We start from the raw sequence: 16,255 nt of genomic DNA on the forward strand, positions 1-16,255 counted from the left end.
AATAATATAATCAAAAAAGGTTCAAGGTGATACCATGAAACCAGTTAACAGAAGTCTCATCCTGCCAGAACCACATGAACTAGCCGAGGAAGTACTGGAAATTTACAGTTTAAAAGTGTTCATCATTCTAGACTTATTGCTATTTTCGATTTTCTTTGGCATCTTGCTGCATCCATTCCTCACATCACTATGGCTAAACCTGTTATACCCTTTGCTCTTTTTTACATTTTTCACTCTCCTTTTTCATCTATTTGAGTTTTATTTCCAAAGAAAGAGCTGACACCATTTTGGTGTCAGCTCTTTTCCGTAAGATTATTTACTGTGTTCTTTAAGCTTTTTTTCCCTCTGAAAATGAAGCAAGATGGTCGTTCCAAAAATAACAAGAATGGTCAAAAAGAAGATGACATGTGGAACTTCGATTTTCGCCACCGAAAGAAGCATTTTAATCGATATGAACCCTATCAAGACATAGGCAGCCGTTTCCAATTCGGGAATCTTATCAATCAGTTTCAAAAAGACTCCGGCAACGCCCCGCATCATCAGGACACCGATCATTCCGCCCAACAGGAGGACCCAAATCTTTTCACTCACCCCAAAGGCAGCCAAGACACTGTCAACGGAAAAAGCAATATCCATCATCTCAACAGCGACAACCGTTCCCCATAAATTACCGAACATACGGATTAATAAACTATTTTTACTCATTCCCTGTAACTCTTCATCCTGGTTAGCCTGTTTATTTCTCTTATCTCGGAAATACTTGAATGAAAGCCAGGCAAGATAAACAGCTCCGAGGATTTTTACCCAAGAAATCTTGATGAGATAGACACCTATTCCAATGGCTAAGAAACGGAATGCATATGCACCCAATAATCCATAGAAAAGGGCCTTTTTCCTTTGTTTTTCCGGAAGATGCCGAACCATAACGGCCAATACCAAAGCGTTATCAGCCGATAAAAGGCCTTCCATTAAGACAAGGGTCCCAATTAATCCCCAGCTAACAGGGTCTGTTAGTACTTCCCCCCACATGTCCCAATCAAAAAACTGGGAATAGGTATGGAAGATTTTATTTAGCAATTCTACTGACATGATTAAAGCACCTCTGCAAAACTATAAAATTCACTGCAAGTGCTCTCTAGAGGCACAGCGCAGTTTTCTTGCTATGTATTATTTCACACAAAATAAATACGTTGCAGAACAACGTATCCAAAAAGAACATTATGAACTTACCTTTATGTATGTTCATTATCATCATACTCTTCCCTTTAGATAAAATCAATGAACGAAGAGATTTAGGATATTCTATCTTGATTCGTCCATTTGGGAGGAGTGTTTTTATCCCAATATATTTTCCCGATGTCATAATGCGTGGCAAAAGAATCGTGGTACGTGTGATAATGAAAATTAAACCAATATCCTTCTAACGGTGGATTTTCCTGCCTAACATGGAATCGGATGACATCATTTCCACTTATCGAGTCATAAATATGAAAAATTTTTTCGGATCTACCTGCACTTGGCCGCTCCGTGATAGTTAGCTGTTGCAGTTTTTCATCAGGAAATTGGTTCGCCATATCGTTTACCGTCTCTTCTATTTTCGGCAAAATGATCATTTTGAACTCATCACCTATTTTAGGGTTTATTTTTTCACCAAATTTCACATAAGCGCTTTCTTCTGCTTTATCAAGAATATCCGATAAAAAGTTATCACGGTCGAAATGATTGAAGCCACTAGATTCCTGTGCAGAAGGAAATGGTGTATGGTCTTCTTGCACTACCCCTTTTTTCGAATCTTTTAAAGAGTCAGCATCAGCTAACCATGCCAAATCTGTAGGTGTGACAAGGCCAAACGTTAAAACGGAAACTAAAATGACAAGACTTTTCCTAAACCATGTTGCCGTTTTCAAACCATTATCCCCCCCTCCTGTTGTTCCTTTTTTTTAGTATACTGCGATTTTCCAGGTAATACGAATATATAATACCCCATGTTTCAAAAATCGCCAAAAAGGATAAATACCTATATGCAACATACGTGTTGCATCTTTTATACCATTTTTCACTATAAATATATAAATTAAAGGATTATTAGGTAATTTGTAGAACTTAAATAGATTCAGGTATCTTTTTAAGGAGGGCTTATAAATGGCTTTGACTACAACCGCCATGGTGGCTTTATGTCTTGTTACATTAGCATTTTTCGTATATTTATCATTTGCTGATTAAGACTAAAATACTTATGAAAGAGTCCTTGTCATTCTATTAATGGCAAGGTTTTCTTTTCAATGAAGTTCGTCTCTAGCTCAAGAAAGAACTTAAGACGATATACTGGAGGAATTTTGATGGAAAACATCGATGAAAAAACCAAAGAAGAAAACTATAAAAGAGAAACGGCAACAGGAAAAGCTGGTATGGTCGTCACGGCTCATCCAGTTGCGACTAAAATCGGGGAAAAGATCTTACGCGATGGCGGAAATGCCGTTGATGCAGCAGTAGCCATCCAATTTGCATTAAATATCGTGGAACCTATGATGACAGGAATAGGCGGCAGTGGATTCCTTATGGTTTATAATGAAAAAAGTAAAAAAACGAAGATATTCGATGGACATGTCAGGGCACCTAAAGCGGCATATCCTGAATTGTTCCTGGATGAAAATGGGGAGGTTATTCCCTTTAAAGAGCGTTCGACAAAAGGGACGGCAGTTGGCATTCCAGGAATTCTAAAGGCGATGGATGAAGCGCTCAATGAATATGGCAGCAAGCCATTAGCCGAACTCATTGAACCCTCTATAGAATTTGCTGAAAATGGGGTCCCGGTCAACTGGGTACTTTGTGATGCCCTTAAAAACTTTGAATATCGATTGGGTGATGAAGCGCGAAACTTCTTCATGCCCGAAGGAAAACCATACCAGGTGGGAGATATATTAGTTAAGGAAAAGCTGGCAAACACTTATAGGATTTTACAACGCGAAGGGGTATCTGCTTTTTATGAGGGCGAGATCGGCGAAGGAATCATTTCCTGTATCAAGGAACAAGGCGGATTCATGGAAATGGCCGATTTAAGAGATTACAAAGCAACCGTTGATGAACCCATGGTCGGCACCTATAAAGATTATAAAATTGTCTCTTCGATGGCTCCTAGCGCGGGAGGGTTTACCGTCATTCAAATATTAAAGATATTAGAATCATTCCATCTAGAGCAATATGATGTACGTTCCTGGGAGAAATATTATCTGATAGCGGAAGCGATGCGTCTGGCCTTTACAGATAAAAAGGCATTTCTGGCTGATCCCGAATTTGCCGAATTACCGCTTACGGGTCTTATGCATGACGAATATATAGCTGAACGACGGAAGTTCATTAATTTCAAGTCACGGAACAATGCCATTGATTTCGGAAATCCATGGAAGTATGATTCCGTGAAGCAAAGGGAAGTGATTCAACAGCCAAATGATGAAGAACGCAGTGAAACCACCCACTTCACGGTGCGCGACAGATGGGGCAACATCGCGGCTTGCACCTCGACTGTTGAGCACCCTTTCGGTTCTGGCATCATGGTTTCCGACTATGGTTTCATGTTGAATAATGAATTGACCGACTTTGATTCCGTTCCAGGCGGCATGAATGAAGTACAGCCTAATAAACGACCAGTAAGCTGTAAGAGTCCGACCATCATTTTTAAAGACAATCAACCCATTTTAACACTTGGTTCCCCTGGGGGACCGACAATCATTAGCTCAGTTGTCCAAACCATCATTAATGTGCTCGATTTCAAAATGGACTTAAAGGCGGCAATCGAAGAACCAAGAATTTTCACGCCGATGGGCCCACATATTGAATGGGAAGCCGGGATTGATATGAACAGCAAGGGACACCTCGAAGGAATGGGATTTGCCTTCAATGAAGTCCCCCACTCAATCGGTAATGTCCAGGCCATACAAATCAACCCATTGGACGGTTCGAATTATGGCGCTGCTGATTCCAGCCGTGAAGGCTGTGCAATGGGTCTTGATGAAGGGGATTATCAGACCGAATGAATTCATAAAATGGAAATGAAGCCATAATGGAATTTTGAGGTTTTTCGTTCCAACACGTCAAATCCAAATCTCTGGAAGCGGGTACTGCGAAAATGATCTTTCAACACAACTCTTTTTCGTGCGACCCGCTTGGCTTCATTTATTATTTCCATGGTGAAATCATGATTTGCAGCAAAATGGGTCAGGCCTTTAATGCCATTAGATTCTTCAATGGTCTCCTCAAACATCGGATCAAAATAGACGACATCGAAATGATTATCCGGTAAAGTTTTCAATAACTCATTATGATTAGCCTCCATAACTTCTATCCTCCTCATTACCGATAACATCCACTCTTCTGCATCACTCCAAGTCTTTAAACCATGGTCCACAAGTAATGCCAAGTATTTATTTTCCTCCAGCGCTAACACACGCCCTTTACTACCGACTGCAAAACTAGCGACAATGGAGTCAGCACCTAATCCCAATGTACAATCAAGCACGGAGTCCCCTTCTTTAATATCCCCTGCAATAAGAAAGGGATCAGCCTCCCCATTCAGTAATCGCTTCAATCGAATCATCGCTAAGTTAGGATGGAAAAAGAAAGGCTCCCTCTCTCCGTACCGGTATATTTCCATTCTATTTCTCCCGAAAACGAGACAATCATCCTTGTCGTTTTCCCTTTGGATATCCTGAATCGAACGTTTTCTCCTCGATACAAAAGGAATCTTTTGATCCATCGCGAACTCTTTTGCCAACTCTATAACATCTTGGTCAGCTCGTCCAGCTGTAGTCACAAACATGTACCTGCTCCTTTAATAATCTGAATTTGAAAAAGAATGCCCTTTTACAGGACATTCTTTTTTTTTTACTTATTTTATTTTACTTTACATTATCGAATGCTACCAAGAGATTTTCCATGATAGCTTCCATAGGCTGGCCTTCAATATCATGGCGAGGAATGAAATGAACGACCTCTTTCCCTTTTAATAGAGCCATGGATGGAGAAGAAGGTTCAATCCCATTAAAGTACTCACGCATTTTAGCTGTCGCTTCTTTATCTTGCCCTGCAAATACAGTGACTAGATTATTTGGCTTCTTCTCTGCTTGGAGTACAGCTTGAGTCGCTGCTGGACGAGCTAAACCTGCAGCACAGCCACAAACTGAATTGACGACAACAAGTGTAGTCCCTTCGGCTGCCTCCATGAATTCCTCAACCTTTTCAGCTGTTTCCAATTCCTTAAAACCCGCTTGCACCAATTCAGCACGCATTGGCTTCACCATTTGTTTCATGTATTCATCATAAGCCATAGACATAATAATTCCCCCTTGAAATAACTAGATGACTATAAGGATACTATAATTTATGTTCATAATGCAAAGTTGACGCTTAAACCTTCTACGAAAGGCGAACCTTAACCTTGAATCCACACAATTTAGGTTTACCAACATCCAAGCCCTGCATAGAAAATAGGCAGCAGAATTATCTGCTGCCACCCTTTCATTTGTGAATTAAATCTTCATGACGCCGCCAGTGCTTGCATTGGTGACAAGCTTGGAATAACGACCCAGATACCCTCTTGTTACCTTTGGTTCGAAGCCTTTCCAATTCGCTTTGCGTTTTTCAAATTCTTCGTCAGAAATTTCCAATTGGATGATACGGTTATTCAAATCCAGCTCAATGATATCTCCATTTTCTACAAAGGCTATTGGTCCTCCTTCGGCTGCTTCAGGAGATATATGACCGATACTGATCCCTCTAGAAGCACCTGAGAAACGCCCATCGGTAATTAAACCTACCTTGGCCCCAAGACCCCTGCCGACGATTTGCGAAGTTGGTGCCAGCATTTCCGGCATACCCGGTCCGCCTTTAGGTCCTTCATATCGAATGACCACGACATCCCCTTCTTTTACTTTACCAGTAATAATTCCTGACAACGCATCTTCTTGGGAATCAAAGCAGATTGCGGGACCTCGGTGATACCCGCCGACAGACTCGTCTACGGCACCAACTTTAATGATCGATCCTAGAGGAGCCAGATTCCCGAATAATACCGCAAGTCCTCCACGTTCGGAATGTGGGTTATCTAGGGTATGGATGACATCCGTATTCAAGATTTCGCAGCCTTCCACATTTTCACGTAGCGTTTTACCGGATACAGACAAACAATCACCATTGAAAGCTCCTGGCTTTTTCAGTAACTCATGAATAATAGCACTGACCCCACCCGCATTATGGACATCTTCAATATGATAATCCGATGCCGGTGCAATCTTTGCAAGATGTGGTACCCTTCCGGCTATTTCATTGATTCTCTCCATTGGATACTCAAAACCTGCTTCATGGGCCAAAGCAAGGGTATGAAGTACGGTATTGGTCGATCCACCCATGGCCATATCCAAAGCAAATGCATTATCAATCGCTTCCATCGTAACGATATCGCGCGGTTTACGATCCATTTTGATTAGTTCCATCAGTTGTTTAGCTGATTTCTTTACGAATTCCTTTCGTTCTTCAGCTACGGCTAAAATAGTACCATTACCTGGAAGGGCAAGACCTAATCCTTCAGCTAAACAGTTCATCGAATTGGCAGTAAACATCCCTGAACAAGAACCGCACGTAGGACATGCCACTTGTTCGATTTCTTCTAAGTCTTCTGCTTCAATATTACCTGCTTGATAGGCTCCAACACCCTCAAAGACCGATGTTAAGGATAGAGACTTACCATTCTTATCTTTTCCAGCCTTCATAGGTCCTCCGCTGACGAACATCGTCGGGATATTGACACGAAGTGCCCCCATCATCATACCTGGTGTAATCTTGTCACAGTTTGGAATGCAAACCATCCCATCAAACCAATGTGCAGAAACAACCGTTTCTACGGAGTCAGCAATGATTTCACGACTTGGTAAAGAATAACGCATACCAATATGTCCCATGGCGATTCCATCGTCTACTCCGATTGTATTAAATTCAAATGGAACCCCGCCAGCTTCCCTGATTGCTTCCTTCACGATCTTACCGAACTCCTGAAGATGGACGTGCCCAGGAACGATATCAATATATGAATTACAAACCGCAATGAACGGTTTGCCGAAATCTTCTTCTTTAACACCCGCTGCACGCAATAGACTTCTATGTGGAGCACGGTCAACCCCTTTTGTAATCATGTCGCTTCTCATTTTTGCTGTAGACATTTATGTAGCCCCCTCATTTTAGCAAATTAACATTGAATATATTAACTTTTTATAATACTCTAAAAATTCTAACATAAATGTGGTCAAATGTAACCATTCTAGCTCAAAGTTTTCTACATAAACATTTTTCTAAAATAGTAGAAAAGGGATTTATTCATATAAATGGATGATTTTATCCATTTTTCACCTAATCTTTCATCCCTTTTTTATAAAAAAAAGAGGATGACCAACAAACACGTCCTTACACGGTCTGTGATTATCCTCTTTCGGTCTTTAAACTTACTTATTTTTTACTTTCTTGATTCCGTCATTTGTTTCCATACAGAACCTTTCGCTTCTTCCCCATTCTCGATTCTATCAAGGGCCATTTTCACTTGGAGTGCGACTTCAAATTCGGGGTCTTGTTCAGCTTTCTTTAAAAAAGGTAGGATGGATTCATCACCTACTTCGTATAAAAACATGGCTGCCCTCCATCTCACTAGTTTATTTTTATCCGATAGAGATAATGCCATTTCACCCATTGCTTCCTCAAACCCAAGATCAGATAAACAGTCCCCGGCCGTCCTTCTTACAGCGGCACTTGAATCCCTCAATGCTTTATATAAGCTAGGAAGGACTTTTGGGTCTTCAATCATCCCTAAATATACAGCAGCAAGTCGACGAATGGAAACTTTGCTATCGGCAAGGGCTTTTTCCAGTACCGGAATATCTTCAACCGTCGGATCGCTCATCTGATCCAATAATTGATATCTCTTTTCCCAACTTTCATCGTCTAACATGTCAACGGTCAATTTTATTTTGGGGCGATTGATGACCGGTTCTTTTTTATCCACGGTTTCTTGGGCGGCATCAACTAATTTATTAATTCTTTCCTCCGGATAAGCTGCAACCAATTCTGCCGCTACTTCCTTGACGATGTCTTCCATTTCTCCGTAGCGAATGCCGTAATCCTTCCATTTACGAAGTAGGACGACATTATCATCTTCTTTTTGCGCAGCTGATATGCCCTTAATGAAATACTCCGGTAACGCAAAACGTTTTTCGTGTGTGCTATCATTTGCTTTAATCTGCATGGGAATACCTTTAAATTGTTGGATGGAAACGGAAACTTCTCCATAATGCTCATTTATTTGCGCTTGTTGATTTTGTTTTCCAGTATCCTCACCGAAAACTTGGCGAACTTGGACCAAAATATCTTTCCAATCAAATTTCGCATTACGTTCGACTGCTAAAAAGTCAGCCACATGGTATACACCCTTGACACCGTCAATTTGTAACATGTCTTTTATCATTTTCGGCGCAAGTTCCGCTTGATCTTTTTTATAATTATTGCTCTTTCCTGCTGGCAATTCTTCCGTAAGATTAATTTTCATTGTATTTGGACTTGGCGTAGGTTCTATCGATTTAATATTCAATGCTTTTCTCTCCTTTATCAATACGTTTCCTCGTGTCCTAGATTTTATCACACTGGCAAGAGATTCTCATGCAATTGAGATTCACCGAAAAAAAGACCGGGCCAAGCTAACGCATCCTGGCCCAGTCTTCAGCTTATTCCCCTTCAAGTTTTTCAGCAAGATATGTCCATCTTTCCATTGTATACTCTAACTTTTCGTTAAGCTCTTTTTCTTCTTCTAGAAGCAGGCGGACCTTTTCAAAATCACTGCCGGCTGCTGACATTTCGGCTGTGATATCCTTCAGGCGACCTTCGACTTGCTCCATTTTCCCTTCGATTTCTTCCCATTCCTTACTTTCCGCATAAGTAAGCTTTTTCTTCTTCTTTTCCGTCCGATTAGGCTGTGGCTCGATAGTTTTTTGAGGAACCGTTTCTTCTGTCTTTTCCTCTAAAAACTCAGAGTAGTTTCCGTAATAAAAATCTATTTTACCTTTATCTTTGAAGACGAGTAGTTGGTGACAAGTTTTATCAAGAAAGTACCGATCATGCGAAACGGTGATGACGACTCCCGAAAACGTTTCTAAATAGTCTTCAAGGACTGTCAAGGTTTGTGTATCCAGGTCATTTGTCGGTTCATCCAATAAAAGGACATTGGGTGAACCCATCAAGATGTTCAATAAATAAAGTCGTCTTTTTTCTCCTCCTGAAAGTTTCCGTATCGGAGTGCCATGCGAACCCATGGGGAACAAGAACCTCTCAAGCATTTGTGCAGCGGATATGAAGCTACCATCTTTAAGAGCAATTGAATCAGCCGTTTGCCGGATATATTCGATCATTCGGAGATTTTCATCCATATCGATGCTTTCTTGTGTATAGTAGCCGATTTTGACGGTTTGCCCGATTTCAAGATTTCCACCATCCAACGGTTCGCGTCCGGCCAAGATATTCAATAGTGTGGATTTTCCACTTCCGTTATTACCGACAATCCCAATACGATCGCCTGGCTTGAAAAGGAAAGATAAATCTTTGATAATTGTCTGATTACCGAATGATTTGGAGACGCCTTGCAGTTCCAACACTTTTTTCCCTAGACGGGCGCCGCTTAATTCCATTTCAAGGCTTTCGTTTTTCTGCTTATCCTTAACACCGGTTTCTAACGTTTCAAAACGTTGAATCCTAGCCTTTTGCTTCGTTGAGCGCGCCTTGGCCCCTTTGCGGATCCAGGCCAATTCTTTTTTGAAGAGACTCTCTTTTTTTGAACGTTCAGTTGATTCATTTTCTTCCCTTATGGCTTTTGATTCAAGGTAGTCTGCATAATTCCCCTTGTATTCAAAAAGCTGAGCTTGAGCTATTTCCCATATTTTATTGGACACACGATCAAGAAAATATCGATCATGGGTCACAAATAAGACGGATTTCTGATACTTTGATAAGTATTCTTCCAACCAGGTGATACTTTCAAAATCCAGATGGTTGGTTGGCTCATCCAAAATGAGCAAATCAGGAGTTTCTATCAATGTCTTTGCCAATGCTGCCCGTTTCTTTTGTCCACCTGAAAGCTCACCCAATTTCCGAGAATGATCAGGAAGGCCTAGCTTAGTCAAGATTGTCCGGGCATTGGCGCTAGTATCCCAGGCATTAAGAGCATCCATAGATTGCTGTTGCTTCAATAATCGATTTTGCACTTCACTATTTTGGGGATCGATTTGCAATTGCACCAATGTTTTTTCATATTCTTTTATCAAGGAGAATACGGGTGTCGAACTTTCATACATATACTCCATAATGGTCAATTGTTCATCAAAGTCAGGATCTTGTGATAAATAAGAAATTGTATAGTCATTCGGATGATCCTTCGTACCCAGGTCACTTTCTTCCAATCCAGCTATAATATTCAACAGCGTGGATTTACCGGTCCCATTTATACCGACGATCCCGATCTTTTCACCTTCACTGATGGATAAAGAAACATCTTTAAAAAGAAGCTTCTCTCCTTGGGTTTTCATTACATGTTCCATGCTAAAAACTTTCATAAACGTACATCCCATTCTTTATAGAATTCTTCTAGAAAACGAACCATGTATTCATGGCGTTCACTCGCGATATTCTTCGCTGTATCTGTGTTAAGCAAGTCTTGTAAACGTAATAATTTTTCATAAAAATGGTGGACGGAAGAGCTTTTACCCATTCGATATTCCTGCTTGGTCATCTCTTCACGGACCGAGAGAGATGGATCATACATAGGTTGTCCCTTTTTACCCCCATACGCAAATGTTCTTGCAATTCCAATCGCCCCGAGAGCATCCAAACGATCGGCATCCTGAACAATTTCAGCTTCGACGGACGTCAGATTCACTTCTCCAGCACTGTAGGAAATGGTAGAAATAATCTCCTTTATCTCCCTAACCGTATTCAGGTCCACCCCGGTCATCTTCAACCAATCATCGAGCTTATTCCAACCTGCTTCCATATCATCATTCAATTTATCATCTGGAATATCATGAAGGAGGGCTGCCATCTCGATTATGAATTCATTACCCTTTTTTTCTTCACGTGCAATATGTAAGGCCAGCTTCCGAACCCGATTGATATGATACCAATCATGACCACTGACATCAGATTTTAATTGTTCGTAGACAAATGATTCCGTTTGTTCAATTATTGTTTTTTGCATTTCACCACTCCATGTCCTTTCTATTTTACCATGGTTCTAATTTTTAGAAAGGGAAATTGCCCTAAACTTCCTTGAACCAACTGATGCCGATTGTCTGTTCACCTGTATGCACCCCTATTGCACTACCTAGTGGTGATATATGTATTTTCACTTCTGGAAACTCTTCTGTAATCCTCTTTTCCCATGGTTCGGCCTGAACAGGTGAACCTCCGTACAAGATACTGCATTCTTTTACCTTGCCCAATGAAATGGATTTGCGTAATTCATGGAATATTTGATTTTCCGCTTTCTTAAGATTTCGAGTTTTCGTTTTGGTTTGCAGCAACCCATTCTCTATGGTTATGATCGGTTTTAAGCTCAATAGACTTCCAAGGTAATACTGAGTCCCCGTTAACCGCCCACTCCGGTGTAGTTGATCTAATGAGCCAATCAAGACATATGTCTCATGGCTATCTGCATACTTCCTTGTAAGGGTGAAAGCTTCTTCCATTGAGAACCCGCTGTTTATATAGTGCATGAGCCTTTTTAATAACAGAATCATCGGATACGATATAAGCAAGGTGTCAAAAACATCCACAGGTATCGTGACAAGTTGTGCTGCCTGACGGCTTGAGGAGACCGTCCCACTCAATTTACTTGAGAGATGGATGGAAACCACCCGATCATAGTCTTTTTCAAGTTTTCTATACAACTCGTAAAAGGTGCCCACGGATGGCTGGGAGGTGGTCGGGACCTTATTTTCCTCCTTCATTTTGCGATACAGTTCTTCAGGTAGTAGGTCGACACCATCTTCGTATTCCTCACCATCCATGATGACAATCATAGGAACGACATATACATGTTCATTTTGAGATAGTTCCTCGTCCAATAAAGCCGTACTGTCCGTAACCCATGCAATCCGTTCCATTGTTTCCCTCCTGGGTAAAATAGTTGTTACCTATTATATTCCACTTCATCCCCATTTTTCCCCCTTTAAATTACGGACCCTTTTATTCCTTAAATAAAAAGCCCACCGATAAGAACACGGTGGGCCATTGAATCATGATAGCAATTTTTTTATATCTTCTTCCATTTCAAGCGGTTTTGTTTTGGGAGCATAGCGGTTCACAATATTCCCTTCACGGTCGATCAAGAATTTGGTGAAGTTCCATTTTATTGACTTCGATCCCATCATTCCTGGTGCATTCTCCGTTATATAGCTAAATAGCGGGTGAGCGTCCTTTCCATTCACATTCACTTTCGCAAACATTGGAAAGGTTACACCGTGATTGAGCTTACAATAGGAATCGATTTCAAGCTCGTCGCCAGGCTCTTGGTTGAGGAACTGATTGCAAGGAAACCCTAGAACTTCCAGACCGTCCTCTTTGTATTGCACATATAGGCTCTGCAGGTCATCATACTGTGGTGAAAATCCACATTTACTAGCCGTGTTAACTATAATCAATACTTTTCCCTTGTATTCCTCAAGCGAAATGACATCACCATTGATCTTTTTCACTTCAAATTCATAAATGGACATATATGATCTCTCCCTTTAGCCCTGATGAGGTCATTTTACCTTAAGTGAAGGAAACTTTTCCAGTTTGAGTGTTCTTGATTAGTTATTTAAAGAACCTTCAACAATTTGTATGGATTGTATCAGATACTCTACCATATCTTCTAAATCTTCCATTTGCTCTTCCTTTATAAGTCTTCCGAAAGAAATACCAAATGTTGAATGGCATGATGAGGATGGTTCTTTTTCACTAACCGTTTCAGAAGTAGTCAATTTAATGATTCTCTCACTCCCCCAAAGGGTCTCGAGTTCAATTAATATATTTCTAACTTCCAAGCTGTTGAGCTTTCTCGGTATGGAAATGAATAAATTCACGGCACAACCGGAATGCGTTTCATTCAGGTTCGACTGCAGCAGCTCGGAACTTAAATTCTCCAGTGAAGCGTATACCTCAAAGCCGCCGGTCACAGAATCAGTATGCTCTGATTCTTTCATTTCTAACTCAATTTTATATTTCCTTGCAAGTGTTGAGAGATTGACGATATCATCACGACCAATAACCAATATATCCCCAATGAGGTCGCGATCATATACCGCTCCTTCCAATACCACTTTCATATTCTCATATGCTGTAGGATCAAACAATATCCATATACCCCTCTTCTAGATTCTTAACTGTCATAAACAAGTTTTATATAACTCATCATCATTTTACCATTCTCCAAAATTCTTATGAGGATCTAAAAAAATAAAAAAATTGCTTTTCTATTTTTAAATTTTCTATATAATTGAAATATTATGATTTCACAAAGGAGGCAAAGCTAACTATGCCAATCAAAATACCAAGACACCTGCCAGCTAAAGAGATTTTAGAAGAAGAGAACATCTTTGTAATGGATGAGGAACGGGCAATCAGCCAGGAAATCCGGCCATTAAATATATTGATTTTAAACCTTATGCCTGAAAAAGAAAAAACAGAGGCACAGTTACTGCGTTTTCTTGGCAACACGCCTATTCAAGTAAATATATCATTTCTGGGTTTGAGTACCCATGAATCCAAAAACACAAGTAAATTTCATTTAAATCAATTTTATAATTCTTTTGAAGACATTCGTTCAAAAAAATACGATGGGATGATCATCACGGGAGCACCTGTCGAAAAAATGGACTTTCAAGAAGTTAATTATTGGGAAGAATTAAAAGATATCATGAACTGGTCGAGCAAAAATGTCACATCCACCCTACATATTTGTTGGGGGGCTCAAGCAGCCCTATACCACCATTATGGTATAGGTAAATATGAGCTTCCGGAAAAATGCTTTGGCATCTATAAACATGAGGTTCTCGAACCGAATGAAGACCTCGTCCGTGGCTTCGACGATTATTTCTTGGCTCCACATTCACGCTATACTGATATAGATTATCAAAAGTTAGTGAATCATCCTGAACTGAAAATCTTAGCACAATCAGATCAAGCCGGTGTGTTAATAGCCGCTTCCACCGACTCGAAGAGAATAATGGTGACTGGTCATTTCGAGTATGATGCAGGAACGCTCGGTGACGAATATAAACGCGATATTGAACGCGGAATCGAAACCCAGCTCCCCGAAAACTACTTTCCAGATAATGATCCATCTAAGACTCCGCTGCATCGTTGGAAAAGTCACTGTAGCCTCATGTTTTCCAACTGGCTCAATTATTACGTCTATCAATCCACACCATATGATTGGGATTGAAAGCGAAAGAAAAAAAGGGTCTTTGTCCGTTGATTACCCTTTTTGGGGGAACCTGCCACACATGTGTCTAATGAAAAATCCTGATGAGATACTCAGGATTTTTTTATTTCGTACTAGAACGAAATTATATTGAATACCTAAGCTTGTTAAATGCAAACGTTACTCATCCTTTTTCTTCATTCTCAAATAATTCATTTAATACTCTTCTATTATCATAAAAAAAGGAATCTAGTTTTCCTTTTTACGACTCTTTATCGCCAAAATATACTTCTTCATAGGGCTGGACAACAATAAACCCCTGTCCTTCGAATTTCATCTGAACTGATTCTCCGCTTCCTCTCCCAAAAAATGATTTCAAGGATACATCTGTTACGAAGTCTGGCTGTAGGTTCCCAGACCAGGCGACGGTCGCATTTGGATCTGTATAGACTGGCTTCCCCTCTTCAACAAGTAAAGTGAGCGGTTCGTAGTGTGATGTGAACGCAACCATCCCATTTCCTTCAAGCCTGACATTGAACAATCCACCAGCCAACAATCCGGCAATGCGTCTCATCATTTTAATGTCCCATTTCACACTTGATTCAAAGGCAAGTAAATCATTACCGTTTATACAAATGGACTCCCCGTTCAATTGTATAATCGAAATCTTCTTTCCTTGGTCGGCCACATATAGCTTCCCTTTTCCTGTCGCTTTCATTAAAGAGGTACCTTCACCAGTAAAGGCTTTCTTAAATAATTTTCCAATCCCGTGCTCCAACATGCCTTCTCGTTCGAACTTAATACTGCCCCGGTATGAAATCATCGTCCCCATTTTGGCCCAGATTTGTTGTTCGAGATTGATTTCAAGAATTCGTTCCGTCTCCAGTTCAAATAATCCCTGGCCCTTATCCTGCTGTTTCGTTTTTTCGACAAATTGATTGATATGGTATTTTTCCATCATTGAACACCTTCTTTTTGAAAGAGGAACAGCCACATAAATGAAATGGACTGTTTCAATTCTTTTGAAAAGTGACCTAGCTTGGAGTAGTCCACCCCTCTTTTTTCAACCCCAGTCTCAGCGACTAGCTTCCAACCAGTAGATAGTGCAAGCTTTTCAAACTCCCAGGCCTGCATCGTATTCATGATGACATCTTCACCTAATAACCGTTGGTAACTAAATTTTTTACGTGGCTCCGCCGTAGGTCCAAGTATCCCAAAACATACATATCCCCCGGGCTTTATAATTCGATGTATTTCCTTCATCACCGTCAGTGGCTCACCAGTATATTCAAGTGAATTGATCACCAAAGCGGCATCCATTTCAACATCCTTAAATGGGAGACTGTAAAAATCCCCTTGTGTAAAAGAAAGGCCGGGTTGTTGGTCGGCATTTTCCTTAGCCAATTCAACCATGACGTTTGAAAGGTCCACACCTGTAACAGTGTAACCGGCTTGGGCAAGTTTTGAAGAACCGACTCCGTCTCCGCAACCTATATCCACAACCTTCGATCCCGCCTCCACATACTCAGAAAAGAAAGGGATGATCTTTTTACGACTACCGGTATCCCACATTTCCTGTGAATTCTTCGCCCATGTAGGGGCAAAAACATCCCATTTCTTTTCTGCTTCTTTATGCCAAGTTTTTAAATTCAAATGTCATTCCCCCATTTCACATAGTTTTTCACCAATGAACCTCGAAAAAGGTAATGAAAAGATTTACTGATCGCACCTTTTTCATGATTTAAATGGATATATTTTATTGTCTTT

15 protein-coding genes are annotated in these 16,255 nt (G+C 40.5%); 2 read left to right on the plus strand and 13 right to left on the minus strand.

From position 1 onward, the window contains the following. Positions 1-312: 312 nt before the first annotated feature. Both AC503W_RS11500 and AC503W_RS11505 read right to left on the minus strand, forming a co-directional pair. The gene (locus tag AC503W_RS11500; protein ID WP_402869007.1) at positions 313-1,089 is read right to left on the minus strand and encodes a TerC family protein; all 777 of its coding nucleotides are present in this window, start codon (positions 1,087-1,089) and stop codon (positions 313-315) included. A 203-nt stretch (positions 1,090-1,292) separates the two neighbouring features. After that, positions 1,293-1,907 carry a YpjP family protein gene (locus tag AC503W_RS11505; protein WP_402869008.1) on the minus strand — a complete coding sequence of 205 codons (615 nt, stop codon included), beginning with the start codon at positions 1,905-1,907 and terminating at the stop codon, positions 1,293-1,295. Positions 1,908-2,339: 432 nt separating this feature from the next. On the opposite strand from AC503W_RS11505, the gene ggt reads away from it, so the two are divergent. Next, positions 2,340-4,034 (plus strand): gamma-glutamyltransferase, encoded by a 1,695-nt coding sequence (gene ggt / locus AC503W_RS11510; RefSeq protein WP_402869010.1) that lies wholly within the window; start codon positions 2,340-2,342, stop codon positions 4,032-4,034. A 2-nt stretch (positions 4,035-4,036) separates the two neighbouring features. On the opposite strand, the gene AC503W_RS11515 is transcribed toward ggt, so the two are convergent. The 9 genes from AC503W_RS11515 to AC503W_RS11555 all read right to left on the minus strand — a co-directional run bounded on the left by AC503W_RS11515 (position 4,037) and on the right by AC503W_RS11555 (position 13,418). Next, on the minus strand, positions 4,037-4,816 hold the full coding sequence (locus tag AC503W_RS11515; protein ID WP_402988152.1) for a class I SAM-dependent methyltransferase: 780 nt from the start codon (positions 4,814-4,816) through the stop codon (positions 4,037-4,039). Positions 4,817-4,895: 79 nt separating this feature from the next. Continuing rightward, complete coding sequence (locus AC503W_RS11520; RefSeq protein ID WP_402956792.1) at positions 4,896-5,330, minus strand: BrxA/BrxB family bacilliredoxin; 435 nt, start codon at positions 5,328-5,330, stop codon at positions 4,896-4,898. Between the two features lie 195 nt (positions 5,331-5,525). Further along, on the minus strand, positions 5,526-7,211 hold the full coding sequence (gene ilvD, locus AC503W_RS11525) for a dihydroxy-acid dehydratase (protein ID WP_402869016.1): 1,686 nt from the start codon (positions 7,209-7,211) through the stop codon (positions 5,526-5,528). A gap of 290 nt (positions 7,212-7,501) precedes the next feature. Beyond that, complete coding sequence (locus tag AC503W_RS11530) at positions 7,502-8,626, minus strand: conserved virulence factor C family protein (RefSeq protein WP_427686979.1); 1,125 nt, start codon at positions 8,624-8,626, stop codon at positions 7,502-7,504. 133 nt (positions 8,627-8,759) lie between these two features. Further along, complete coding sequence (locus AC503W_RS11535; RefSeq protein ID WP_403121824.1) at positions 8,760-10,637, minus strand: ABC-F family ATP-binding cassette domain-containing protein; 1,878 nt, start codon at positions 10,635-10,637, stop codon at positions 8,760-8,762. Next, positions 10,634-11,278 (minus strand): HD domain-containing protein, encoded by a 645-nt coding sequence (locus AC503W_RS11540; protein ID WP_494914238.1) that lies wholly within the window; start codon positions 11,276-11,278, stop codon positions 10,634-10,636. Before AC503W_RS11540 ends, AC503W_RS11535 begins: the two co-directional genes overlap by 4 nt. Before the next feature lie 61 nt (positions 11,279-11,339). Beyond that, positions 11,340-12,185: a DegV family protein gene (locus AC503W_RS11545; protein WP_402956784.1), complete on the minus strand. Its 846-nt coding sequence runs from the start codon at positions 12,183-12,185 to the stop codon at positions 11,340-11,342. 132 nt (positions 12,186-12,317) lie between these two features. Continuing rightward, on the minus strand, positions 12,318-12,797 hold the full coding sequence (locus tag AC503W_RS11550) for a glutathione peroxidase (protein WP_402869026.1): 480 nt from the start codon (positions 12,795-12,797) through the stop codon (positions 12,318-12,320). A 78-nt stretch (positions 12,798-12,875) separates the two neighbouring features. Beyond that, entirely contained in the window at positions 12,876-13,418 is a 543-nt protein-coding gene (locus AC503W_RS11555; protein ID WP_402956782.1) for a hypothetical protein, read from the minus strand. A gap of 182 nt (positions 13,419-13,600) precedes the next feature. Between AC503W_RS11555 and metA the strand changes: the two genes are divergently transcribed. Beyond that, complete coding sequence (metA, locus tag AC503W_RS11560; RefSeq protein ID WP_402869030.1) at positions 13,601-14,509, plus strand: homoserine O-acetyltransferase MetA; 909 nt, start codon at positions 13,601-13,603, stop codon at positions 14,507-14,509. Positions 14,510-14,750: 241 nt separating this feature from the next. Here metA and AC503W_RS11565 read toward each other — a convergent pair whose 3' ends face one another. After that, positions 14,751-15,446 (minus strand): AIM24 family protein, encoded by a 696-nt coding sequence (locus AC503W_RS11565; protein WP_494917339.1) that lies wholly within the window; start codon positions 15,444-15,446, stop codon positions 14,751-14,753. Further along, complete coding sequence (locus tag AC503W_RS11570) at positions 15,446-16,141, minus strand: class I SAM-dependent methyltransferase (protein ID WP_494914241.1); 696 nt, start codon at positions 16,139-16,141, stop codon at positions 15,446-15,448. Before AC503W_RS11570 ends, AC503W_RS11565 begins: the two co-directional genes overlap by 1 nt. Positions 16,142-16,255: the final 114 nt, after the last annotated feature.

The sequence above is a fragment of the Peribacillus suis genome (genome assembly GCF_059384845.1).